Genomic DNA, 22,358 nt, shown 5'->3' on the forward strand with positions numbered 1-22,358 from the left:
GCCTAACGACCGGAAGACCCCACCCGTGACGACCGCACAAGAGCTCGACGAACGCTATGGCCGCACCCGCAGGAAGCGGATGCCGTGGATCATCGCGATCGTCGTCGCCGTCGTCGCGATCGGCGCGTTCGGATGGATGACCGCTGTGCGCGAGATGCAGTCGGTGGATGCCGACGATCTCGGCTTCGACCTCGTCGACCAGCACAGCGTGAATGTGCGGTTCCAGCTCACCGGAGTGCAGGGGAAGGCCGTCACGTGCATCGTCGAAGCACTCGACGAGGAGTTCGGCGTCGTGGGTTGGAAGGTCGTGGAGATCCCCGCAGGGGATGACCATTCCCAGGCGCTGTCCGCCACGGTGCCGACCGTGTCGAAGGCCACCACAGGTTTGGTGAACACCTGCTGGGTCGCCTAGACTCGACGCAGACAGACGACGCCCTGGCACCGTGCCGGGGCGTCTTGGCATATCCCCCGCAGGTGCGGCCGGGATACCGAACGAAGGAGCTTCGTCATGTCTACCGATGCTCAGGTTCCCTTCCTCACGCAGGAAGCATACGACCGGCTCGTCGCTGAGCTGGAGCACCTGTCCACCACCGGCCGCGACGAGATCGCCAAGCGCATCGAGGCCGCACGCGAAGAGGGCGACCTCAAGGAGAACGGCGGATACCACGCCGCCAAGGACGAGCAGGGCAAGCAGGAGGCGCGCATCCGCACGCTGGAGAGCCTCCTCAAGACCGCGAAGGTCGGCGAGGCTCCCGCGAGCCGCGGCATCGTCGAGCCGGGCACCGTCGTCACCGCGATCGTCGCCGGCGGCGAAGAGGTCTTCCTCCTCGGCAGCCGCGAGATCGCGGTGGGCAGCGACCTCGACGTGTACAGCGAGGCGAGCCCCCTCGGACAGGCGATCCTCGGCCTCAAGGTCGGCGAGAAGTCGTCGTACGAGGCTCCGAACGGCCGCTCGATCTCGGTCGAGATCGTGGACGTCGAGACCTACACGGGCTGATCGCGTCCCGCATCACACGAAGAAGCCCCGTCCTCACGGACGGGGCTTCTTCGTGTGATGCGCTCAGTCGGGGACGACGATGGGCTCGAAGCCCGCACGGCGCAGCGTGTCGAGCGTGTGCTCGGAGTGCTCCGCGCCACGCGTCTCGACGCTGAGTTCGAGGAACACCTCGCTGATCTGCAGGCCGTGCCCGTGCCGGGTGTGCATCGCCTCGATGACGTTGGCTCCGGCCTCGGCGATGAGCTCCGACACGCGGGCGAGCTGACCGGGCCGGTCGGGCAGAGGAATGCGGATGGTGAGGTACCGACCGGATGCCGCGAGCCCGTGCGACACGACGCGCTGCAGCAGCAGCGGATCGATGTTACCCCCGGAGATCACCGCCATGGTCGTGCCGGTCGCCGTGACCTTGCCGGCGAGGATCGCCGCCACTCCTGCGGCTCCGGCGGGCTCCGCGACGACCTTCGCCTGCTCGAGCAGCACGAGGATCGCACGCGCCAGGTCATCGTCCGTGACCGTGACCACCTCGTCGACGAGGTCCTTGATGATGTCGAACGGGATCGCCCCTGGGCGCGCCACGAGGATGCCGTCGGCGATCGTGGGCCGTGTCTCGATGTCGACGGGGTGCCCGGCCACGAGCGACGGCGGGATCGCGGCCGCGTTCTCGGCCTGGACGCCGATGATGCGGACCGTGCGTCCGAGCTCGGCGGCACGGGCCTTGACCGCGGCGGCGACGCCGGCGATCAGGCCGCCCCCGCCGATGCCGAGGAGGATGGTGTCGACCTCGGGAGCGTCTTCGAGGAGCTCGAGTCCGAGCGTGCCCTGGCCGATCACGATGTCACGGTGGTCGAAGGGGTGGATCAGCACGGCGCCGGTGCGTTCGGCGAACTCGGCCGCGAGACGGAGCGACGTCGCGACCGTCTCCCCCTCCAGCACGACGTCGGCGCCGTAGCCCCTGGTCGCGAGCAGCTTGGGGACGGGAACGCCCAGGGGCATGAAGATCGTGGCGGGGATGCCGAGCGACTGCGCGGCCAGCGCGACGCCCTGGGCGTGGTTGCCGGCGGATGCCGCCACGACGCCGCGTGCGCGCTCCTCGGGGCTCAGCCGCGACAGCCGGTAGGCGGCCCCGCGGATCTTGAAGGATCCGGTGCGCTGCAGGTTCTCCATCTTCAGCAGCACCGGCGCGCCCAGAATGTCCGACAGCGCACGGGACGGCAGCGTCGGCGTGTGCGAAATCACCTCAGCCAGGCTCTGAGCCGCGTGCTCGAACTCGGTCAGGCTGGGGACTGCGCTCATCGATTGCTCCTTCTCCGCTGCCGCGGGACTGTACTCCAGATAAGGTCCGCATCGGGCTGGGCGCCGGTGCGCCAGGACCCGGTGCTGACGGTGACGGCCGCGACGTTGACGAACGCCGCGAGGGGAACCGCGAACAGCGCCCCGGGGATGCCGCCGATCATCGACCCGCCGGCGACGACGAGCACGACCGCGAGCGGGTGCACCTTCACCGCGGAGCCCATCATGATCGGCTGCAGGATGTGACCCTCGACCTGCTGGACGAGGAGCACGACGCCGAGCATCGCCAGGGCGATCCACGGTCCGTTGTAGACGAGGGCGAGCAGGACGGCGATCGCACCCGTGACGACCGCTCCGACGATCGGCACGAACGAGCCGAGGAACACCAGCACGGCGACGGGGATCGCGAGCGGGACGCCGAGCAGCAGCGCGCCGAGCCCTATGCCCACGGCGTCGATGGCGGCGACGAAGAGCTGCGTGCGGGCGTAGTTGACGATCGTCGCCCACCCGTTGCGGGCGGCGCCGTCCGCGGCGGGGCGAGCGGCTCGCGGGAAGAGCCGCAGCGTCCACTTCCAGATGCCCCCGCCGTCGGCGAGCAGGCAGATCAGGATGAACAGCGCCAGCACGGCCCCGGTGACGACGTGCGCCGCGGTCGTGCCGACCGTGAGCGCGCCGTTGAGCAGCAGGTCGGCCTGGTCGTTGAAGAAGCCCCGGGCCTGATCGAGATAGCCGTCGATCTGCTTCTGGGTGAGGTTCAGCGGATCGCCCATCAGGAACTTCTGGAGATCGTCGACCGCCTGGGCGCTGCGGTCCTGCACGTCCTGAAGCTGGGTGCGGATCTGCCAGACCACCAGCGTGATGAGGGCCGCGACGATGCCGAGAGTGCCCACGAGCGAGGTGGCCACCGCCGCCCAGCGGGGGAACCTGTGCCGCAGCATCCACTCGAACGCCGGCCAGAGCAGGGCGGTGATCAGGATGCCGACCATGAGCGGGATCACCAGGAGCTTCAGCTGGATGACGATCCAGATGAACCCGGCGACCACTGCGGCGATCAGCAGGATGCGCCACGCATAGCCCGCCGTGATGCGCAACCCGATCGGAACGGCCTCGTCGGCCTCTGTGGTGACGGTGCGGTCGGTCGAGACCGGGCGCGGGCGGAAGAGATCCCTCAGCCTCGGACGCTGCTCTTCACTCATCGCCCAAGTCTACGGGGATCACGCGTCGACGAACGCCGGAGCGGCCGGTGTCGGCGCCCGGCGTTACGCTGGCGACGTGACAGACACCCTCAGCGCCCCCCAGGCCAGACGGATCGCTCTCGCCGCGCAGGGCTTCACGCGCTCGCGCCCGGCATCCGTCTCCGCCCGCCACCTGCACACCGTCATGGGGCGTCTCGGCGTGCTGCAGATCGACTCGGTCAACGTGTTCGCACGGTCGCACTACATGCCGCTGTTCTCGCGACTCGGGGCGTACGATCCGGCGCTGCTCGATCGGGTCTTCCTCTCACGCACGACCCACTACGTCGAGTACCTCGCTCACGAGGCGACCTTCATGCCGATCGAGGACTGGCCGCTGTGGCGCTTCCGCCGCGAGTACTTCCGGAAGCGGCTCTCGAACCCCGACTCCTGGGCCGCCGGCAATGCCCGCACGCTCGCGTGGGTGCAGGACGAGCTGCGGGCACGCGGTCCGCTGCGGCCGGCCGACATCAGAGCCGACGCTCCGCGCGAACGCGGCACCTGGTGGGACTGGGACGAGGTGAAGCTCGCCCTCGAGCACCTCTGGCGCACCGGCGACGTCGCCATCAGCGGGCGCAAGGGCTTCGAGCGCACCTACGCGCTGGCCGAGCAGGTCGTGCCAGCGGGCATCCTGTCGCAGGAGATCGCGGTGCCCGATGCGATCCGCGAGCTCACGCGTCGCGCCGCCCGCTCCTCTGGAATCGCGACGGCGTCCGACCTCGCCGACTACTACCGCATCCGTGATCGATCCGCGATCAGCACCTCGATCGCCGACCTGACGGACGCCGGTGAGCTGGTGCCCGTGCACGTGAAGGGGTGGGAGCGGCAGGGGCGCCCGCTCCCCGCGTGGCGCCATGCCGAGGCCGCCCTGCCGCGGAGGGTGGATGCCGCGGCGTTGCTGACGCCGTTCGACCCGGTCGTCTGGTTCCGGGACAGGGCTCTGCGGGCGTTCGACCTCGACTACCGGATCGAGATCTACGTGCCAGCCGAGAAACGACGCTTCGGGTACTACTCCCTGCCCGTGCTCGTCGGCGACAGGATCGTCGCGCGCGTCGATCTCAAAGCCGACCGCGCCGCCTCGACGCTGCAGGTGCAGTCGGCCTGGTGGGAGCCGCAGGCCCGGCCAGCGGAAGACGCGGAGCGCATCGCAGCCGAGCTCGCCCTCGCAGCCGCATGGCAGGGCTTGGAGCACGTGTCGGTGTCGGGCTGGGGAACGGCCGCCGACGCCCTGCACAGGGAGCTCGATGCGAGAGGTGACGCCTCGGTGACGCGCCACGTGCATGCCAGGGAGAGCGCTGCGTGAGCAGACGGGCGGGGTGGATCATCGGCGCCCTCGTCGCGGTCCTGGTGATCGCGGCCGCCGCGGCGTGGATCTGGCTGGCGGCGAGCGCTCCGCCCGCCGCTCGCCCCACCCCGAGCCCCGCGGCGACCACTGCCGCCCCTGCCGCCGAGCGGGCCCAGGCCGCGCTCGACGACCTGCTCACGGCGTGCGCCGACAGCACGGCGAGCGAGCCACCGGAGCACTGCGGCATCCGCATCCCCTGGGGCACCGAGTTCTCCACGGTGAGCGGCATCCGCTATCGCGTCGAGAAGCTGCCCGAGCTGGTGCTGGACGGAGACTCCTTCACGGCGAGCGGCGGAGCGCTCGTCGCTACGGTCAGCGGAACCGGGCAGGACGGTGCCGCGCGCACCGAGACCTATCGCACAGACGACTGGGCGGTGCGCGGCGACGCGAAGGTCACCGACAGCGCGGTCGACCTCTCCGTGTGGTGAGGCGTCGGATGCCGCACGGCACCGCAGTCTGGTGAGCCGTCAGATCCGGCGGGACAACACCGCGCCGTGAGGCGCCAAGGCCCCGTGAAGCACCACAGTCTGGTGAGACGTCAGATCCCAGCGAGGCGTCAGAACTGCACGCGCGGAGGCTCGGAGATCGCTCCGCTGTCGGCCACCTCGAAGAACTCGCGCTCGGTGAAGCCGAGCCCCTTGGCGAAGAGGTTGTTCGGGAACACCTTGATCTTGGTGTTCAGCTCGCGCACCCCGCCGTTGTAGAAGCGTCGCGCGGCCTGGATCTTGTCTTCCGTGTCGACGAGCGACTGCTGCACCTGGAGGAAGTTCTGGCTGGCCTGCAGCTGCGGGTACGCCTCGGCGACCGCGAACAGGCTGCGCAGCGCCTGCTGCAGGTGGCCCTCGGCGATGCCGGCTTCGCCCGGTCCGCCCGCCGACAGCGTCTCCGCACGCGCACGGGTGACGTTCTCGAAGACGGCCTTCTCGTGAGACGCGTAGCCCTTGACGGTCTCGATGAGGTTGGGGATGAGATCCGCGCGTCTCTTGAGCTGCACCGTGATGCCGCTCCAGGCCTCATCGACGCGGACGTTGAGCTGCACCAGCGAGTTGTACGTCGCCCAGAGATAGATTCCGATGAGCAGAACCAGACCGACGATGATCAGTACCGGTACGAGCCATTCCATCAGAGCCCCACCCTTCCTCGTTTTGTCCCCATCTTATCGACGCTCTCTGCGCGTCGACTGGGTACGCCGCGCGGTGGGGTCAGGCGCCGAGCACGCGGTCGAGGTAGCGGTTGGCGAAGCGCCGCTCGGGGTCGAGGCGGTCACGCAGGGCCGTGAAGTCGTCGAAACGCGGGTAGCTCTCGCGCAGCTGATCCGCGGTGCGCGTGTGCAGCTTGCCCCAGTGCGGACGCCCTCCGTACTCGACCATGATCTGCTCGACCGCCTCGAAGTACGGGGTCGGGTCGGCGCGCCAGTAGCGGTGCACGGCGATGTAGCCGGACGCGCGTCCGTGGGCGGTCGACAGCCAGCGGTCGTCCTCCTGGGCGAAGCGCACCTCGATGGGGAACTCGATCCGCCATCCGCGCTCCCGGATCAGCTCCTGCACGGCACGGAAGGCCGGAACCACGTTCTCGACCGGCAGCGCGTACTCCATCTCGCGGAAGCGCACCGTGCGGCTCTGCGTGAGCACGCGGTGCGAGAGATCGGTGTACGTGCGGTCGCCCGTGAGCTTCACCGCGAGCCTGCTGAACGGCGGCGTGATCGAGGGCACGGCCTGACCGGCCGCGCAGACCACGCGGTACACGCCGTTGGAGAGCAGCGTCTCGTCGATCCACCGCCCGACGGGAGGGAGCGGCTCACGGCGCGTCGACTCGGGGAGCCGCGTCTGCCTCTTGGTGAGGGCGACGTCCGTGTGGGGGAACCAGTAGAACTCGAAGTGATCGGATGACGCGGCGCGCTCGTCGATCGTGGCGAGCACGTCGTCCAGCGGAGCCGGCTCGTCGATCGCGGTCATGACGAACGCGGGCACGCACTGCAGAGTGACCTCGACGAGGATGCCGAGTGCGCCGAGCCCGAGGGCCACGGCGGGGAGCATCTCGGCGTTCTGCTGCTCGTCGATGCGGAGGAACTCTCCGGCGGCGGTGATCATCGTGACGCCGACCACCTGGGTGGCGAGTCCGCCGTATCCGACGCCGGTTCCATGGGTGCCGGTCGAGATGGCTCCGGAGATCGACTGCCGATCGATGTCCCCCAGGTTCTGCATCGCGAGTCCGTAGGGCGCGAGCAGCGCGGGAATCCGATGCAGTCTGGTGCCCGCGAGCAGCGTCACCCGACCGGTCGCGGCATCCGCCGACACCAGTCCCTGCAGGTCGTCGAGCTCCAGCAGCACCCCCGGAGCGACGGCGATGCCGGTGAAGCTGTGTCCCGCCCCCACCGCCTTCACCGTCAGGCCCTGCGAGACCGCAGCGGTGACCGCGCGCTGCACACCCTCGGGAGAGCGCGGACGCTCCACTCTGAGGGGCTTCACGGATGCCGAGCGCGCCCAGTTCTGCCAGGTGCCGCCGATTCTCGTCACAGGAACGCCTTTCCCTCTCCCCGGTACGTGGGCAGCTCGTCGATGATCTCGTCGCCGGAGACGAGGTGGTACGCCTCGATGCGCTCCGCGGCTTCTCCGCTCTTGGAGTGGCGGAACCAGACGCGGTCGCCGACGCCGAGAGTCGTCGCCGCTCTCCCCTGCAGCGGTGTCTGCACCTCTCCCGCGGCCTCGCGCGGCATCGTGCGCAGACCCTCCGGCCACACGGGAAGCGGTTGGCGAGACGCCACGGGCGGCCCTGAGGCGATCCATCCGCCGCCCAGCACGGTCGCGATGTCGGCGGTCGGTCTGCGCACCACGTCGAAGCCGAAGGCTGCCGCCGGGGCGGGGCGGAAGGAGCGGTAACCGTCGAACAGGTGCCCGCCGAGCAGACCGCTGCCCGCACTCGCCTCCGTGAGCGACTCGTCGCTGCCTGTGAACTCCAGGGAGCCGGTGCCGCCGCCGTTGAGGAACTCGAGCGGCGCGATGGGAGCGGTCGCGGCGACGATCTCCGCCCTGCGCTCGCGGAGCTCCGATCGGGACCGCGCCTGCACCGCGCGGATGAGCGGAGCATCCGGCCCTGCGGCGTCTCCCTGACCGGCGATCTGAGCGTCGTACATCTGCAGCCCCACCAGCCGGAAGCCCGGACGGGCGACGACCTTGCGAGCGAACGCGGCGACCTCGCCGGCGGTGAAAAGTCCGGAGCGGCGCACGCCGATGTGCCCGAGCAGCGGTGAGCGCAGCGAGGCGTCGACGTCGATCGCGACCCTGATCTCCGGACGGTTCCCGGGTCCTGCGACGCTGTCGATGACATCGAGGTGCACCGGGTCGTCGATCATGAGGGTGATGCGCGCGGCGGCCCGCTCGTCGGCGAACAGTCGCTGCAGCGCCGCGCGGTCGACGGTCGGATAGCCGATCACGATGTCGTCGTGCGTGTCGGCGAGCCAGAGGGCCTCCGGCAGTGTGAACGCCAGGATCCCGTGGAACCCCGGAAGCGCCAGCACCGCGTCGAGAACCGCGCGCACGCGCACCGACTTGGACGCGACGCGGATCGGCAGACCGCCCGAGCGCACGAGGAGATCGAGCGCGTTGTGGCGCAGCGCCTCTCGGTCGATCACGGCGACGGGCGCCGGCAGATGTCCGGTGGCCGCGGAGAGCCGTGGCCAGTATCGGGCGGGTTCCTCCCACTCGGGCGCGACCGGTGTGGGGCTCAGTTCTTCGGTGAGGTCGAGCACTCCCCCACCCTACGGCTTCTCGGACTCGGATTCACAGAATCGGGAACCCGGTCGCACCCCGGTCGCGCTTGTAGGCTGGCGACGGGCCCCCGTAGCCCAATGGCAGAGGCAGGCGACTTAAAATCGCTTCAGTGTCGGTTCGAGTCCGACCGGGGGTACTCTCGCTCCCTCGCAGCGTCGAGCACGGCCGCATCGGCGAGTGCTGCGGCCTGGGCTCTCGACTCCCGGACCCTGCGGAGGACCAGCACGATGAGCGCCACGGCGATCGCGGCGTACACGACGTAGTCGAGGTATCCGAGGTAGCTCTCGAGCTTCTCGTGCTGCGTGCCGAGGGCGGCTCCGACGCCGATGAGCATCGCATTCCAGAGGCCGCTGCCGACGATCGTGTACACGCTGAAGCGCACCAGCCCCATGCGCGAGGCACCGGCCGGTATCGAGATCAGGCTCCGGATGCCGGGGACCATCCGGCCGACCAGGACCGTCCACCCGCCGCTGCGCGCGAACCAGTGCACGCCGCGGTCGAGGTCGGATCTGCTGACCAGTCGCGTCGCCGCGAGGAATCGCACGGCGCGCTCCATCCCGATGGCGCGTCCGAGTCCGTAGAGCAGCAGAGCGCCGATCCACGACGCGAGCGTGCTCCAGAAGATGAGCCAGCCGAGGTGCAGCTCGCCGCTCTGGCTCAGGTATCCCGCGAACGGCAGGATCACCTCGCTCGGGATGGGAGGGATCAGCACCTCCATGAACACCAGCACCCCCACCCCGACGTCTCCGAGGGCGGTGAGGACATCGGCGGCGAAACCGGTCAGTCCGGTGAAACCGTGTTCGGCGGCCGTCGCGACGGCAGCGGCGTGGCTCATCAAGGGCTCGTCTCTGTCAGGGGCTGTGCGGGTATCGGAGAAGGCTCGGCTGAGTCATCCGTTCGGGCGTTCATCTGCCGAACAGGTCGCCGATACCCGGGATGCCGAGGTTCCCCAGCTGCTCTCCCCATCCAGAGGCCGTCTCGCCGAGACCGGACACCGTGTCGCCGACCGAGCCTGCGAGGTCCTCCGCGCCGCCCGTGAGCGACTCGACATCGAACCCGCCGGCGAGCGCCTCGACGTCCAGACCGGCGGCGAGCGACTCGAAGTCGACGCCGAAGCCCGCGGCCTGGTCCAGGAGCGGAGCGGCGACGGTGCTGAGCACGGCGCCACCGGCGACCACCCCGAGCACGCCGACCGCGGCGCCTCCCGCGAGCGCCGCGCCCGCGGCGCCCCCACCGCGGACACGCGAGAGGAGCCCGCGCATGCGGCCGGGGTTCATGGCCTCCGCGCGGCCGGCGGCGCGCGACAGATCCTCCGACGAGGAGGAGCGCGGACGCTCGCCCGGCGGGAGCTCCTCGCGCATCCGCGCGGCGACGTGCTCGCGCTGCTGCGGGGTCAGCCGCGCGAAGGCGTCGCGGTGGATCCTCTCGACCTGCTCGGGGTCGGCCGTGCGGAGAAGGTAGTCGTAGCGGGCGATCGCCGCTCGATCCGACTCGGAGACCGGCGACGCCGAGCTCGCCGGCCCGGAGGTCGTCGGCGCACCGGCCGGCGGGGGCGAGTACCGGTCGGCGGACGCTGGACGCGCCTCCTGGGGTGCGGGCCGATGGGAGGAGGGCTCGGACGACCCCCGCACGACGTCGGCGGCCCGACGCCCCAGGTCGCCCCACTCGGTCGAGCGGGACGCACCGCCGTGTTCACCGTGTGTCGAACCGGTGGTCTTGTCGAGGGCCTCCGTGGCCAGGCCGAGGAGACGGGAGAGCTTTCCCATGGGTGATCCCTTCGTGGAGCGAAGCGGACCGGCGGGGACCACCACGTCGGGACGACGGCAGGGGGCACCACGGCGGTCCGCCAGGCGGACGCCAAGGTCTCCTCCACCCTCACGGGCCGGCGGGCCGGGACACGATGACATGTCCGTAGTGACGACTGCGCCGCAGACGGGAGTACTCCCCTTGCTCGCCCGAGACTATCCGGCGGAGTTATGCGTCTCCTCCGAGCCACGCGGGAACGCGAAAGGCCCTCCCCGAGCGGGAAGGGCCTCTCGTGCGAGACGAGGCGGACTACTTGGCGGCGACCTTCTCGGCGGCGGGCTTCTTCGCAGCGGCCTTCTTCGCCGGAGCCTTCTCGGCGACCTCGGCCTTGTCTGCAGCGGCCTTGTCGGCTGCGGAGGCCTTGGCGGCGGGCGCCGTCTTCGCGGCGGCCGGAGCGGCTGCATCGGCCGCCGGACGCGGACGAGCGGCGAACTCCTCGAAGACGTAGCGCGGGTTCTGGACCGTCTCGAGGTTCACGAGGTCACGACCCAGCCACAGGTTGTTCCACCAGCCCCAGAGGACCCGCCACTTGCGCTCCCACGTGGGCATCGCGAGACCGTGGTAGCCGCGGTGCGCGACCCACGCCACGAAGCCCTTGAGGGCGAGCTTGCCGGACTGGAAGACGCCGTTGTAGAGACCGAGGCCGGCGACGGCACCCAGGTTCTTGTGGAAGTACTCCTTCGGGTCCTCTCCGCGCAGCACGGCGACGAGGTTCTTCGCGAGGAGCTTGGCCTGGCGCACGGCGTGCTGGGCGTTCGGCACGCAGAAGCCGCCGACGCCACCACCGGACAGGTCGGGAACGGCCGAGACGTCACCGGCGGCCCAGGCGCCTTCGACGAAGGCCTCCGGGGTTCCGACGCGCAGGTCGGCGCGGGTCTGGATACGACCGCGCTCCTCGACCGGAAGGTCTCCGCCGCGCACGACGGTCGGGTTGGCCATGACGCCGGCGGTCCAGACGATGACGTCGGTCGGGATGACCTCGCCCGTCGAGAGCTCGACGTTGCCGTCGACCGCGCTCGTGAGCTGCGTGTCGAGGTGCACGTTGGCACCGCGCTTGGCAAGGTCCTTGAGTACCCACTCGCTCGTCTGCAGCGAGACCTCGGGCATGATGCGGCCCATCGCCTCGATGAGGTGGAAGTGCGTGTCGTCGAAGCTCAGCTGCGGGTACTTGCCCACCAGGGACGAGGCCAGCGAACGGAGCTCTGCGAACACCTCGATGCCGGCGAAGCCGCCGCCGACGACGACGACCGTGAGGAGACGGTCGCGCTCGGGCCCTGCGGGCAGCGATGCTGCCTTGTCGAAGTTGGACATCACGCGGTCGCGGATCGCGACCGCCTCTTCGATCGTCTTGAGGCCGATCGCGTTGTCGGCGATGCCGGGGATCGGGAACGTGCGAGACACGGCGCCCGCGGTGACGACGATCTGGTCGTACGCGAACTCGTACGGCTCGCCGAGCGGCGGGGTGATCGTGGCGACCTTGTTGGCGTGGTCGATGTTCGTGACCTTGGCGGTGAGGACGTTCGTGCGCTTCAGGTGACGACGGTGAGCCACGACCGAGTGGCGTGCCTCGATCGAGCCCGCGGCGACCTCGGGGAGGAACGGCTGGTACGTCATGTACGGCAGCGGGTCGACCATGGTCACGTCGGCTTCGCCCTTGCGAAGGTGCTTCTCCAGCTTCCACGCCGTGTAGAAGCCTGCGTAGCCGCCGCCGACGATCAGAATCTTGGGCACAGTGCTGTTCTGAGGCACAGGGGGACAACTCCTCGGAGTCAGGAATGTGGCGTGCGAGCGCGCGCCGATCGGATGCGCCGGGCAGCTGCGGTGACGCCAAGCGCTATCAGGATACCAGGGACTGTGAGTGCGACGAGCGGCAGGGTACCGTAGCGCAGTGAATCGGCGCTGGGAAGCAGCGGAGAGCCCGGTTCCGTCGGCGAATCCGCCGCCGGAAGAGGCGGCACGGCGACCGGTGTGGAGGTGGGAACCGGGGCGGGCGCGGTCTGCGCGCGGCGGAACAGCTTGACCCATCCGGCGAGGTCGCCCATGGGGTTCTCCGTGACGGAGGGGACGTCGGCGGTGACCGCGCCCTCGGCGTTCAGGAGCCCGTATCCGTAGAGGGGGTCGGGAGCCTTCGTCATGCCGGGAGCGGGAACCGCCGTCTTGATGATGCGGTTGATGACGTTGGCCGCGGACATGTCGGGGTGCGCGGACCGGACGAGCGCGGCGACGCCGGCGACGATCGGAGCGGCGCCGCTGGTGCCGCTCCACGAGGCGAGCGTGCCGTCCGCCGACATGCCGATCAGGCCCTCGCTGGGCGCGGCGACGCCGATCGTGATGCCCTGGGTCGACGCCTCGACGCTCGCCGAGCCGGTCTGGTCGACGCCGCCGACCGTCAGCACCCCCGGGATGGTCGCGGGTGCGCCGATGATGTTGGTGCCGCTCCCCCGGTTGCCCGCGGCGACGACCACCACCACATCGTGCTCGAACGCGTAGAGGAACGCGTCGTCCCAGCTCCGGTCCCAGTCCAGCGTGTTCGTCGTGAACGAGAGGTTGATCACGTCGGCCCCGTTGTCGACCGCCCAGCGCATCGCCTTGGCGACCTGCTCGGTGAACGGGACGGATGCCGATGCGCCGAAGCCGACGGAGATCGAGAGGAGCTTCGCCTCGGGCGCGACGCCGATCATGCCCTTTCCGTCGGGGGCTCCGCGACCTGCGGCGAGGGAGGCGACCCAGGACCCGTGGTTGCCGTCGATCGCGCCGATCGGGGTCCGTCCGTCCGGGGTCCCGCTGCCCGACACGTCGGTGCCGCCCGCGACGGCGCCGTCGAAGATGCCGGGGACCTTGCCGATGCCGGTGTCGATCACCGCGATCGTCGCGCCGGCGCCGCGGGTCGTCTGCCAGGCCTCGCGGATGCGGGCGCCGTCGAGCCAGTACTCGGTCGCCCGTACGGGATCCGAGGGGTCGTCGGGAACGGGCGCGGGCGTCGCCGCCGCTCCGGCGAGCAGGACGGATGCCGCGATCACCGCAACCGCGACGGCGCTGCGCAGCATCCGGCGTCGGCTCATGCCACGGGTTCCTCGCGCACGGCGGCCCCCGGGTCTTCGCACCGGCAGTTCTGCGGGGACCAGGTCGAGCGGGCGAGCGCCTCGTCGCCGATGGGGTTCACGCCGGGCCCCGCCGCGAGAGCGTGACCCGCGAGCGCGTGCAGGCACTTGACCCTCGTGGGCATTCCGCCGGCGGAGATGCCGTCGATCTCCGGCACGTCGCCGAACTGCGCGCGATCGGCGAGATACGCCTGGTGCGCCGTCAGATACGCGGCGGCGATGTCGTCGTCTTCGGCGAGGAGCGCAGCGAGCTCCGGCATCACCTGCGTGGCCTCGAGCGTCGACATCGCGGCCGTCGCCGCGGGGTGCGTCAGATAGTAGAACGTGGGGAACGGGGTGCCGTCCGGCAGCCGCGGAGTGGTGGCGACCACGGTCGGGTTGCCGCAGGCGCAGCGGGCGGCGATGCCGACGACGCCGCGCGCGGGGCGTCCCAGCTGTGCGGACACCACGGCGAGCTCGGCGGGCGTGGGTGCGGGGAACGGCGGGGTGGTCACCCCACCAGCGTAGGGGAGGCCGCCGGGAGGATGCTCGGAGCGACCTGCTCCGGGCGCGTCACTGAGCGGGGACGGCCGTCTGGCTGAGTCCGGCGGCTGTCAGGGTGCGCAGCATCTGCGGCATCCAGTCGGCCGGATCCTCCTCGAGCGTGTCGCTCACCGGCTTCTGCTCCTGTGGCAGCGCCGCGGGGTCGAGGTCGTTGTCGATGAGGTACACGATCTCGCCCGGCTTGACGTAGTACAGCCGCTCTCGGGCCTGCGTGGTGATGTAGGCCGGGTCGGTCCAGCGATCGCGCTCCGCCTCGAGAGACGAGATCTTCTCCTGCGAGACCTGGATCGACGACTCCAGGGCGGCGATCTTCTGACGCTGGTCGATGAAGGTGCCGAGCGTCGGCACGAGCACCCAGGCGCCGAGGACGACCAGGGAGAGCATGATCACCGAGAAGGCGGACAGCCGGATGCCGGAGGCCCATTCCCTGACGTCGACGCTGCGACCTGCTGCGCCCCCTGTCGAGGAGGAGGTCCGCGTGGAGGGCGTCTTCCGGGAGCCTGGCGTCGAGCGCGGCGCGGCGGTGGTCGGCCGCGGAGACGGAGAAGGGGGAGCCGGACGTCTCGCCAAGGCTCCCCCTCTCGTCTGCCGCCTCAGGGCGGCATGGTCAATCGTGCGTGCGCGTCAGCCGATCAGGCCGAGAACCGCGGGAACGCCGAGCGACCCGCGAAGACCGCGGCGTCGCCGAGCTCCTCTTCGATGCGCAGAAGCTGATTGTACTTCGCGACGCGCTCGGAGCGAGCAGGCGCACCCGTCTTGATCTGACCGGCGTTCGTGGCGACCGCGAGGTCGGCGATCGTGGTGTCCTCGGTCTCGCCGGAGCGGTGCGAGAGCATCGCCGTGTAGCCGGAGCGCTGCGCGAGGCTGACCGCGTCGAACGTCTCGGTCAGGGTGCCGATCTGGTTCACCTTGACGAGCAGCGAGTTGGCGACGCCGCGCTTGATGCCGTCGGCGAGGCGCTGCGGGTTGGTGACGAACAGGTCGTCGCCGACCAGCTGCACCTTCGAGCCGAGCGCGTCGGTGAGGAGCTTCCAGTTGTCCCAGTCGTCCTCGGCGAGAGCATCCTCGATCGTGACGATCGGGAAGTCGTTGACCAGGCCCTGGTAGTACTCGATCAGCTCGGGGCCGGTCCAGTCCTTGTTGTCCAGGCGGTAGACGCCGTCGGAGAAGAACTCCGTGGCGGCCACGTCGAGGCCGAGGGCGATGTCCTTGCCCGGGGTGAAGCCGGCCTTCTCGATCGCCTTGATGAGGAACTCGAGGCCCTCGCGGTTGCTGGGGAGGTCGGGGGCGAAGCCGCCCTCGTCGCCGAGGCCGGTCGCGTAGCCCGCAGCCTTCAGCTCGCTGCGGAGCACGTGGTAGGTCTCGACGCCCCAGCGCAGCGACTCGGAGTAGGTCTCGGCGCCGATCGGGGCGAGGAAGAACTCCTGCATGTCGATGCCGTTGTCGGCGTGCTCGCCGCCGTTGATGACGTTGAACAGCGGAACGGGCAGTACGTGCGCGTTCGGGCCGCCCAGGTAGCGGAACAGCGGCAGGTCGGCGGAGTCGGCCGCGGCCTTGGCGACCGCGAGGCTCACGCCGAGGATCGCGTTCGCGCCGGTGCGCTGCTTGTTCTCGGTGCCGTCGGTCTCGTTGAGGATCTCGTCGACGATGCGCTGCTCGCTCGCCTCGACGCCCTCGATGGCCGGGCCCAGCTCGTCGATGACGGCGGAGACGGCCTTCAGGACGCCCTTGCCCCCGTAGCGGGACTTGTCGCCGTCGCGGAGCTCGTACGCCTCGAACGCGCCGGTGGATGCGCCCGAGGGGACAGCTGCCCGCTGGACGACGCCGTCGTCGAGGAGCACCTCCACCTCGACGGTCGGGTTTCCGCGCGAGTCGAGAATCTCGCGTGCGCCTACAGCCTCGATCAGTGCCACAGAAGTGCTCCTTGTTCAGAAAAGGGGTTTGTGGTGGAGCGACGTCGATCCGTGGCCAGTCTAGCCGTGCCGAAAGTCACCGCACGAGAGCGATGGCCACCCCGTCCCAGCCCTTGACGCCGACCGTCTGCAGCGCGGTCGCGTCGAACCGGGGGTCCTCCCCCAGCATCCGCAGTCCCTCCCGCGTCCCGACGACCTTCGGATCGGTCGCGTCCTCGCGGAGGATCTCGCCCTCGCGCCCGATGTTGTCGAGCACGATCACGGTGCCGGGGTGGCCGAGCCTCGCGGCCCAGTCGAGGTAGATCGTGTTCGACTCCTTGTCGGCGTCGATGAACACGAGGTCGAAGCCGCCGACGAGGGTGGGCAGCACGTCGACTCCCCTGCCGATGCGGATGTCCACGCGCTCGCCGACCCCCGCGGCGTCGATGCTCGCCCTGGCGACGGCGGCGTTGTCCGCCTCGGCCTCGATCGTCACGACGCGCCCCTCCGCGCCGACCGCTCGCGCCAGCCAGATCGTGGAGTACCCGCCGAGGGTGCCGATCTCGAGCACGCGCCTCGCTCCGCTCATGCGTGCGAGCAGATTCAGCAGCTTGCCGCCGACCGGTGCGACCTCGATCTCGGGGAGGCCCGCCGCGTGCTGAGCGTCCAGCGCCGCGTCCAGGCCGGGATCATGACCGACCAGGGTGTCGGCGAGGAAGACATCGGCAGCGGCCCAGGCCGAGGGTGTGGAGTCCATGCCCTCAGCCAACCCCGCGCCGCGAGTCCGGTCAAGGGGCGTCCGGCAGCGGGGGCGCCGAGGCCTCGGCCGGACGCGCGGGAGCGGCGAGCTCCGGCTGCGCGCGGAACTGCCCCGTGAGAGCGAGCACCGCGATGATCACCGCGACGACGATCCATCCCGCGACGCCGAGCGGACCGGCCAGCGCCATGTCGGGCTGAGTCGCCGCGACGAGCACGATGAGTCCCGCAGCGGCGTTGAGAGAGCCGTGGGCGATGACGGCGGGCCAGACCGAGGCCGAGCGCAACCGCAGCCAGCCGAGCAGGATGCCCCAGGCCACGCAGCCCCCGACCATGAAGAGGACCCCGGTGACGTCCGTGCGGCCGAAGTTGTAGCCGAGCAGGATGACCGGGCTGTGCCAGAGACCCCAGATCACGCCGCTCAGCAGGAGCGCGGGCCAGGTTCCCATCGGCCGGAGCGCCGGCACCAGCCATCCGCGCCAGCCGAGCTCCTCACCGAACGCGAAGACGCTGTTCAGGATGGCGCCGACGGGGATCATGGCGATCTGCGCGGCGACGACCACCCCGACCGGAGGCAGCGGCGTCCCCGGCGGCAGAGCGCTCTCGAGCTGCGCGGCGAACCCGGAGAACGCGAAGTCGAGCTGGACGAAGCCGAGCGCCGCGGAGAGCAGGATGCTGAGGGCCACGATGATCGGCGGGGCGAGCCAGCCGAGCACGATGAGCCAGACGACGCGCTTCGCCGGGCGCAGAGGCCAGAGGCCGAGGAACCGCAGCCGTCCGCCTCTCGGCGGTACGCGCATCGCGAACACGACGATGAGAGCGGCGATGGTCGGGGTGAGCATCATCACCGGGAGCAGCACTCCGGAGAGGGGCTCGGCGAGTCCGTCGCCGAGCCACAGCGGCAGGCACACCAGCCAGGCCAGCGCACAGGCCAGGACGGTGAAGGCGATGACGGCGGCCCACGGCACGCGGCCACCCCGAGGTGCGATCCGGTCGGTCATGATGCCGTGCCTCCTGTTCTGTCGCCCCGCGGCGTCGCGGCTCCTCGTTCGACGTAGGCCTGCAGCAGCGCCGCGGCTTCCTCGGCGCCGTCGATCGTGACGATGAACGGCCGCTTGTCGCGTCGGCTGATCTCGATGGCCGCCCCGCGGCGCGTGACGATGCCCGTCCTGCCGTCGACCGCGATGCGCCAGCCCCAGCCGCCGAACTCGCCGAAGGGCGAGATGTCGACGGCGCGGGCCGACTCGATCTCTCGGAGGGGGATGCTGATCCGCGGCCAGCCGACGAGCGCCCTGGCGGAGAATCCCTCCGGCGTGACCCGCACGCGGAAGGCGGTGGCTGTGGCCATCGCGATCACGATGACGACCAGCGAGAGCGCGACCACCCACCCGCCTTCGACACCCGTGCCGAGCATGAACGCGGCGAGTCCGGCTATGCCGAGCAGCAGCACGGAGACGGCGATGAGCGCGACGCGCGGCATCGAGGCCGTGCCGAGCCACACGACCCGCTCCCCGTCTGCGACGTGCACGGCGTGGCGGGGCTCGAGCGTGCGTCCCTGCTCGGCGCGCACGCGGGGCTGCACCGCCCAGGCGACCGCGCCGACGACGAGCAGCGCGGCGAAGGACAGCGCCATGACTCCCCCGATGCCCGGTGTCTCCGCTGCATCGGCGAGGCCGCGCTGCATTCCGAGCGAGCCGAGGCTCATGCCGGCGGCGAACGCGGCCATGCCTGCGGCGAGCGCACCCATCAGCCGGCCGGCGCCGCCCCAGTGCGCCCCGACGGCGGAGAGCGTCGTCACGGCCATGAGCACGGGCAGCGCGAGTCCGATCCCGAGCAGCAGCCAGAGGTACGTCGTCGGAGGGCCGAACCCGTCCGCGCCGCTGACCCCCCAGTGCGTCACGACCGGGTCGGGCAGCGAGGGCAGCCACGCGATCACCACGACGGCCGCGGCAGCGGTCAGCACGAGGGGAACGATCACGGCGACGAGGAAGAACGTCAGACGCGCGCGCCGGAGCAGCGACGGGGGCGTGCGGGTCAGGTCGTGGGTGGTCATGGCGAGACCTCCTGGTTCTCCTCGGGAGTGCGATGATCGGTGCGATCGCCGCGGTGCGAGTGCACGATGCCGGCGAGCATCTCGGCGGAGACGCCGAGTGCGGCGGCCTTGCGCACGAGGACGTCGATGTCGTGGGCGAGTTCGGCGAGCGGGGCGGCGGACGCGGCGATCACGGCGCCCCGGCCACGGCGGAGATCGATGAGGCCCTCGTCGCGCAGCCGCTGGTAGGCGTGGAGGACCGTGTGCTGGTTGATCTCCAGCGCGCCCGCCACATCGCGCGCCGGCGGCAGGCGATCACCGGGGGCGAGGGCGCCGGCGAGGATGTCGGCGCGGATCGATGCCGCGACCTGGTCGTACAGGGGCCGCGCGCTGTCGGCATCGACTCTGAGCAGCATCTCTCACCTCCCTCTCCCGTGTTCTAGTAATTCTATGAGAACTAGAACAACTGTGGCAACCCTCCAGAGAGCTTTGTGCCGACTCGGACCCTCGTCCAGACTGACGTCATGCGCATCACTCCTCGCCGTCTCGCCATGGGCATGAGCCTGTGGATCCCGAACCTCTTCAGCGGCATCCGCATCCGTCGATTCAGTGAGGACTGGACGCACGCCACGGTCGAGCTGCGCGTGAACGTGTTCACCCGCAACTACGTCAAGACCGCGTTCGGCGGGTCGATGTCGGCGATGACCGACCCGTACTTCTTCATGCTCGTGATGCACCAGCTCGGCCGCGACTACGTCGTGTGGGACACCCGCGGCGAGATCGAGTTCCTCAAGCCGGGCCGCGGAGTGCTCACCGCCGAGTTCGAGGTGTCGAGGGAGCAGGCGGAGGAGATCCGCGAGAAGGCGAAGGGCGGCGCGAAGGTGCTCGAGTGGTTCGAGACCGTCATCACCGACCGCGAGGGCGACGTCGTGGCCAGGGTCCGCCGCGAGGTCTACATCCGCGAGAAGAAGCGGGTCACCGCGGCGCGTTCCTGACGTCCTCGCCCGCCGCCGACGCCGCAGGGACCAGCGTGGAGGCGCGGGCCACCAGCGCCGGGGCCAGCCGCACCGTCTCATGCGACGCGGTCGCGCCCGAGACGAGCCCGAGCACGAGCTCGAGCGCCGTCCGTCCGCTCTCCTCGAACGGCTGCCGCACGGTCGTCAGTCCGAGCGCCGCAGCCACCTCGCCGTCGTCGTAGCCGACCACCGCCAGGCGGTCGTGCTCCGGCCGTGCGCGCTGCGCGCTCAGGATCGCGGCGGCGAACTGGTCGTGGTTCGCGACGATCGCCGTGGCATCGGCGGCGAGCGCCGCCCGGAAGACGCGGTCGTCGATCGACGCCGGGTCGGAGACGGCGAGCCTGGTCACCGCCACGTGCTCTTCGAGGCCGTCGATGCGCAGCATCCCCGCCGAGACGTAGGCCTCTGACCGCTGCGGCTCGTGCACGAACAGGACCCGGCGATGGCCGAGCTCCGCGAGGTGACGGCCGATCTGCGCGCCTCCGTCGCGGTCGTCCACGAGCACGACGGGTCCGCCTACATCGGCGCGCGTGGGGACGACGTCGACGTACACGACGGGGATGCGCGCCGCGCGACTCGCACGCCTCGCCGCGCCTCCGAGCGGCACCCCCATCACCACGAGCCCCGACACGTCGGTGCGGGTCGGCAGGACGTCGAGCAGCGGCTCGTCGGCGGATGCCGCGGAGTCGAGGTCGTACGGGATGATGTCGACCGCGGCATCCCTGGCCCGCCGCAGCATGCCGGACAGCCGGCGCAGATACGAGGGGTAGGTCGTGAACGGCGCGGCGACGGCGATCCGGGCGGCGCCCACCCGGCGCCCGGCCGTCATCCGATAGCCGAGAGCGGTCGCGGCCGCCACGATGCGCTCCCTGGTCTCCGGACGCACCCGGTGCGGGGCGCTGACGGCGAGCGACACGGTCGAGATGCTCACGCCGGCGCGCTCGGCGACGTCGTAGATCGTGACCCGTCCAGGGCGTGCGCGCATGTTCCGGCCTCCGCACTTCATCGAAGTTCTTCGATTCCTCAGACTAGTCCGCAGCCGTCGAAGGAGATGACCGATGCCGAGAAGCCCCCGCTACCGCAGACCGACACTCGACAGCGCCGTCGCCGCGTACGAGAAGAGGATCGCTCCCCTGCTCGCGCCCGAACCGGCCGATCCCTCCGGGCGCCGACGGGTCGCCCAGGAGAACGACACGGCGGTGAGCGCGGCGCTGGGGATCGAGCCGATCGCCGTGGCGACGGAAGACAGCACCGTCCCCGTGGACGAGCACCCCGACGTGCGGGTGCGCGTGTACTGGCCGGGCGCCGTGCCCGCGCCCCGGGGTGCGGGGTTGCCGATCCTCGTGTACTTCTACGGCGGCGGCTTCACGATCGCCGGCATCGACTGGGTGTCGTGGGACGCACGGTTCCGCCAGCGAGCACGGGATGCCGGGATCATCATCGTCGCGGCGGACTACGCTCACGCGCCGGAGCAGCACTTCCCCGCGCAGCCCGAGCAGTGCTGGAGCGCCTTCGAATGGGCGTACGCGCACGCCGAGGAGCTGGGCGGGTCGCGGGAGCGTCTCGCGGTGGGCGGCGCGTCGTCCGGCGGCGACCTCGCGGCAGCCGTGACCCTCATGAACCGCGACCGCGAGAACAGGCCGATCGCGATGCAGGTGCTCGAGAATCCGGCGCTCGACCTCACGATCGGCCACGCGGACATGCGCGGCATCAGCGCGGGCATGCCGGGCGTGATCGTGCGCACGGCCGGACAGGCCCTCGTGCGGCAGTACGTCGGCGACGACCGCGCACTGGCCCGCCACCCGTACGCGTCTCCGCTGCTCGCCGACAGCCATGAGGGCCTCCCGCCCGCGCTCATCCTGACCTCGGAGCTGGATCCGCTCCGCGGTGACGGTGAGGCCTATGCGCGTGCACTCTCCGCCGCCGACGTCCCGGTGACGGCGATCCGGTTCATCGGACAGACCCACGGATCCCTGGGGTCCACGGGGTACGTGCCGGCTGCGGATGCCGCGCACCGCATCCTCGTCGGGGAGCTGCGCACCCTGCACGATCGGGGGCGCGCATGACCGGATCCGAACACGGCATCCCTCCGCTCGCGGCCCCCGTCCGAGAGTGGATCCGTCGCGCCGAGGAGCTCTCCGCCGCGATCCCCGGCATCGACTCGGACGACCCCGCCGCACGACGCCTCGCCGCGTGGGAGCTCAGCGACCTGCTCGCGCTGGAGTTCACCGAACCTGCCGGAGACGGCGTGCGCGTCGACGAGATGGTGATGGCCGGCGGCGGCGGACTCCTCCGTGCACGCCGGTTCCGCCCGGAGAGCGCGAGCGGGCTCCTGCCGACCATGCTCTGGCTGCACGGCGGCGGCTGGGTGAGCGGAACCATCGACGAGATCGTCAACGAACGGCTCTGCGCCGACCGTGCTCTCCGCTCGGGAGTGCAGCTCATCTCGCTCGAGTACCGCCTCGCGCCCGAGCATCCGTTCCCCGCCGCGGTGGAGGATGCGGTCGCCGCGCTCGCCGATCTGCGCCTCCGCACCGACGAACTCGGCATCGACCCCTCCCGGCTCGGCATCGGCGGC

General features: G+C 70.7%; 24 protein-coding genes and 1 tRNA gene. 8 read left to right on the forward strand and 17 right to left on the reverse strand.

Going from position 1 to position 22,358, the window contains the following annotated elements; genetic code table 11:
- The first annotated feature begins 25 nt into the window (after window positions 1-25).
- Window positions 26-412 (forward strand): DUF4307 domain-containing protein, encoded by a 387-nt coding sequence (locus CQ047_RS01975; RefSeq protein WP_105672588.1) that lies wholly within the window; start codon window positions 26-28, stop codon window positions 410-412.
- 96 nt (window positions 413-508) lie between these two features.
- Window positions 509-997 (forward strand): transcription elongation factor GreA, encoded by a 489-nt coding sequence (greA, locus tag CQ047_RS01980; RefSeq protein ID WP_105672589.1) that lies wholly within the window; start codon window positions 509-511, stop codon window positions 995-997.
- 63 nt (window positions 998-1,060) lie between these two features.
- Here the strand turns inward: greA and ilvA are convergent, their stop codons facing one another.
- Together ilvA and CQ047_RS01990 are read right to left on the reverse strand one after the other, a co-directional pair.
- Window positions 1,061-2,290: a threonine ammonia-lyase gene (ilvA, locus tag CQ047_RS01985; protein WP_105672590.1), complete on the reverse strand. Its 1,230-nt coding sequence runs from the start codon at window positions 2,288-2,290 to the stop codon at window positions 1,061-1,063.
- A complete protein-coding gene (locus CQ047_RS01990; RefSeq protein WP_105672591.1) occupies window positions 2,287-3,483 on the reverse strand; it encodes an AI-2E family transporter in 1,197 nt (398 codons plus the stop codon). Before CQ047_RS01990 ends, ilvA begins: the two co-directional genes overlap by 4 nt.
- A gap of 76 nt (window positions 3,484-3,559) precedes the next feature.
- On the opposite strand from CQ047_RS01990, the gene CQ047_RS01995 reads away from it, so the two are divergent.
- Together CQ047_RS01995 and CQ047_RS02000 are read left to right on the forward strand one after the other, a co-directional pair.
- On the forward strand, window positions 3,560-4,822 hold the full coding sequence (locus tag CQ047_RS01995) for a winged helix-turn-helix domain-containing protein (RefSeq protein WP_105672630.1): 1,263 nt from the start codon (window positions 3,560-3,562) through the stop codon (window positions 4,820-4,822).
- Entirely contained in the window at window positions 4,819-5,292 is a 474-nt protein-coding gene (locus CQ047_RS02000; protein WP_105672592.1) for a hypothetical protein, read from the forward strand. Before CQ047_RS01995 ends, CQ047_RS02000 begins: the two co-directional genes overlap by 4 nt.
- 128 nt (window positions 5,293-5,420) lie before the next feature.
- On the opposite strand, the gene CQ047_RS02005 is transcribed toward CQ047_RS02000, so the two are convergent.
- From CQ047_RS02005 to CQ047_RS02015, 3 genes are all read right to left on the reverse strand, one after another.
- Window positions 5,421-5,987, reverse strand: a complete 567-nt coding sequence (locus CQ047_RS02005) for a LemA family protein (protein ID WP_105672593.1) — start codon at window positions 5,985-5,987, stop codon at window positions 5,421-5,423.
- A 79-nt stretch (window positions 5,988-6,066) separates the two neighbouring features.
- Entirely contained in the window at window positions 6,067-7,380 is a 1,314-nt protein-coding gene (locus CQ047_RS02010; protein WP_105672594.1) for a D-arabinono-1,4-lactone oxidase, read from the reverse strand.
- On the reverse strand, window positions 7,377-8,612 hold the full coding sequence (locus CQ047_RS02015) for an alanine racemase (RefSeq protein ID WP_105672595.1): 1,236 nt from the start codon (window positions 8,610-8,612) through the stop codon (window positions 7,377-7,379). The genes CQ047_RS02010 and CQ047_RS02015 overlap by 4 nt, the downstream gene beginning before the upstream one ends.
- 85 nt (window positions 8,613-8,697) lie before the next feature.
- On the opposite strand from CQ047_RS02015, the gene CQ047_RS02020 reads away from it, so the two are divergent.
- Window positions 8,698-8,770: transfer RNA gene (locus tag CQ047_RS02020), tRNA-Leu, on the forward strand.
- Here CQ047_RS02020 and CQ047_RS02025 read toward each other — a convergent pair.
- The 11 genes from CQ047_RS02025 to CQ047_RS02075 all read right to left on the reverse strand — a co-directional run bounded on the left by CQ047_RS02025 (window position 8,741) and on the right by CQ047_RS02075 (window position 19,180).
- Window positions 8,741-9,469: a DedA family protein gene (locus tag CQ047_RS02025; protein WP_105672596.1), complete on the reverse strand. Its 729-nt coding sequence runs from the start codon at window positions 9,467-9,469 to the stop codon at window positions 8,741-8,743. The two genes, CQ047_RS02020 and CQ047_RS02025, sit on opposite strands and share 30 nt — an antisense overlap.
- Before the next feature lie 70 nt (window positions 9,470-9,539).
- Window positions 9,540-10,400 (reverse strand): cation-transporting ATPase, encoded by an 861-nt coding sequence (locus CQ047_RS02030; RefSeq protein ID WP_105672597.1) that lies wholly within the window; start codon window positions 10,398-10,400, stop codon window positions 9,540-9,542.
- A gap of 289 nt (window positions 10,401-10,689) precedes the next feature.
- Entirely contained in the window at window positions 10,690-12,171 is a 1,482-nt protein-coding gene (locus CQ047_RS02035) for an NAD(P)/FAD-dependent oxidoreductase (RefSeq protein WP_105672598.1), read from the reverse strand.
- A 38-nt stretch (window positions 12,172-12,209) separates the two neighbouring features.
- Entirely contained in the window at window positions 12,210-13,502 is a 1,293-nt protein-coding gene (locus CQ047_RS02040) for a S8 family serine peptidase (protein WP_105672599.1), read from the reverse strand.
- Window positions 13,499-14,035 carry a DUF501 domain-containing protein gene (locus CQ047_RS02045; protein ID WP_105672600.1) on the reverse strand — a complete coding sequence of 179 codons (537 nt, stop codon included), beginning with the start codon at window positions 14,033-14,035 and terminating at the stop codon, window positions 13,499-13,501. Before CQ047_RS02045 ends, CQ047_RS02040 begins: the two co-directional genes overlap by 4 nt.
- Window positions 14,036-14,093: 58 nt before the next feature.
- Complete coding sequence (locus CQ047_RS02050) at window positions 14,094-14,654, reverse strand: septum formation initiator family protein (protein ID WP_105672601.1); 561 nt, start codon at window positions 14,652-14,654, stop codon at window positions 14,094-14,096.
- 62 nt (window positions 14,655-14,716) lie between these two features.
- The gene (gene eno, locus CQ047_RS02055) at window positions 14,717-15,997 is read right to left on the reverse strand and encodes a phosphopyruvate hydratase (protein ID WP_105672602.1); all 1,281 of its coding nucleotides are present in this window, start codon (window positions 15,995-15,997) and stop codon (window positions 14,717-14,719) included.
- Window positions 15,998-16,073: 76 nt separating this feature from the next.
- Complete coding sequence (locus CQ047_RS02060; protein ID WP_105672603.1) at window positions 16,074-16,733, reverse strand: O-methyltransferase; 660 nt, start codon at window positions 16,731-16,733, stop codon at window positions 16,074-16,076.
- Window positions 16,734-16,764: 31 nt separating this feature from the next.
- On the reverse strand, window positions 16,765-17,733 hold the full coding sequence (locus tag CQ047_RS02065; protein WP_105672604.1) for a CPBP family intramembrane glutamic endopeptidase: 969 nt from the start codon (window positions 17,731-17,733) through the stop codon (window positions 16,765-16,767).
- The gene (locus tag CQ047_RS02070; RefSeq protein WP_105672605.1) at window positions 17,730-18,785 is read right to left on the reverse strand and encodes a DUF1648 domain-containing protein; all 1,056 of its coding nucleotides are present in this window, start codon (window positions 18,783-18,785) and stop codon (window positions 17,730-17,732) included. The genes CQ047_RS02065 and CQ047_RS02070 overlap by 4 nt, the downstream gene beginning before the upstream one ends.
- The gene (locus tag CQ047_RS02075) at window positions 18,782-19,180 is read right to left on the reverse strand and encodes a GntR family transcriptional regulator (RefSeq protein ID WP_105672606.1); all 399 of its coding nucleotides are present in this window, start codon (window positions 19,178-19,180) and stop codon (window positions 18,782-18,784) included. Before CQ047_RS02075 ends, CQ047_RS02070 begins: the two co-directional genes overlap by 4 nt.
- Window positions 19,181-19,288: 108 nt before the next feature.
- Between CQ047_RS02075 and CQ047_RS02080 the strand changes: the two genes are divergently transcribed.
- Window positions 19,289-19,759: a DUF4442 domain-containing protein gene (locus CQ047_RS02080; protein WP_105672607.1), complete on the forward strand. Its 471-nt coding sequence runs from the start codon at window positions 19,289-19,291 to the stop codon at window positions 19,757-19,759.
- Here the strand turns inward: CQ047_RS02080 and CQ047_RS02085 are convergent.
- On the reverse strand, window positions 19,740-20,765 hold the full coding sequence (locus tag CQ047_RS02085) for a LacI family DNA-binding transcriptional regulator (RefSeq protein WP_105672631.1): 1,026 nt from the start codon (window positions 20,763-20,765) through the stop codon (window positions 19,740-19,742). The genes CQ047_RS02080 and CQ047_RS02085 overlap by 20 nt on opposite strands.
- Window positions 20,766-20,838: 73 nt before the next feature.
- Between CQ047_RS02085 and CQ047_RS02090 the strand changes: the two genes are divergently transcribed.
- Both CQ047_RS02090 and CQ047_RS18980 read left to right on the forward strand, forming a co-directional pair.
- The gene (locus CQ047_RS02090; RefSeq protein ID WP_105672608.1) at window positions 20,839-21,846 is read left to right on the forward strand and encodes an alpha/beta hydrolase; all 1,008 of its coding nucleotides are present in this window, start codon (window positions 20,839-20,841) and stop codon (window positions 21,844-21,846) included.
- Window positions 21,843-22,358 (forward strand): alpha/beta hydrolase (locus CQ047_RS18980; protein ID WP_219844577.1); only part of this gene is annotated, 516 nt, incomplete at its 3' end. The genes CQ047_RS02090 and CQ047_RS18980, both read left to right, overlap by 4 nt.

It is taken from the genome of Microbacterium sp. MYb72 (assembly GCF_002979415.1).
GTDB lineage: Bacteria > Actinomycetota > Actinomycetes > Actinomycetales > Microbacteriaceae > Microbacterium > Microbacterium natoriense.

What these genes read in the sequence shown, in the direction of transcription:
- CQ047_RS02005 (WP_105672593.1), bottom strand. Translation starts at nt 5,987, where the DNA reads ATGGAATGGCTCGTACCGGTACTGATCATCGTCGGTCTGGTTCTGCTC.
- greA (WP_105672589.1), top strand. Translation starts at nt 509, where the DNA reads ATGTCTACCGATGCTCAGGTTCCCTTCCTCACGCAGGAAGCATACGAC.
- CQ047_RS02080 (WP_105672607.1), top strand. Translation starts at nt 19,289, where the DNA reads ATGCGCATCACTCCTCGCCGTCTCGCCATGGGCATGAGCCTGTGGATC.
- CQ047_RS02025 (WP_105672596.1), bottom strand. Translation starts at nt 9,469, where the DNA reads ATGAGCCACGCCGCTGCCGTCGCGACGGCCGCCGAACACGGTTTCACC.
- CQ047_RS02075 (WP_105672606.1), bottom strand. Translation starts at nt 19,180, where the DNA reads ATGCTGCTCAGAGTCGATGCCGACAGCGCGCGGCCCCTGTACGACCAG.
- CQ047_RS02070 (WP_105672605.1), bottom strand. Translation starts at nt 18,785, where the DNA reads ATGACCACCCACGACCTGACCCGCACGCCCCCGTCGCTGCTCCGGCGC.
- CQ047_RS02030 (WP_105672597.1), bottom strand. Translation starts at nt 10,400, where the DNA reads ATGGGAAAGCTCTCCCGTCTCCTCGGCCTGGCCACGGAGGCCCTCGAC.
- CQ047_RS02085 (WP_105672631.1), bottom strand. Translation starts at nt 20,765, where the DNA reads ATGCGCGCACGCCCTGGACGGGTCACGATCTACGACGTCGCCGAGCGC.
- CQ047_RS01990 (WP_105672591.1), bottom strand. Translation starts at nt 3,483, where the DNA reads ATGAGTGAAGAGCAGCGTCCGAGGCTGAGGGATCTCTTCCGCCCGCGC.
- CQ047_RS02090 (WP_105672608.1), top strand. Translation starts at nt 20,839, where the DNA reads ATGCCGAGAAGCCCCCGCTACCGCAGACCGACACTCGACAGCGCCGTC.
- CQ047_RS02040 (WP_105672599.1), bottom strand. Translation starts at nt 13,502, where the DNA reads ATGAGCCGACGCCGGATGCTGCGCAGCGCCGTCGCGGTTGCGGTGATC.
- CQ047_RS02065 (WP_105672604.1), bottom strand. Translation starts at nt 17,733, where the DNA reads ATGACCGACCGGATCGCACCTCGGGGTGGCCGCGTGCCGTGGGCCGCC.
- CQ047_RS02060 (WP_105672603.1), bottom strand. Translation starts at nt 16,733, where the DNA reads ATGGACTCCACACCCTCGGCCTGGGCCGCTGCCGATGTCTTCCTCGCC.
- ilvA (WP_105672590.1), bottom strand. Translation starts at nt 2,290, where the DNA reads ATGAGCGCAGTCCCCAGCCTGACCGAGTTCGAGCACGCGGCTCAGAGC.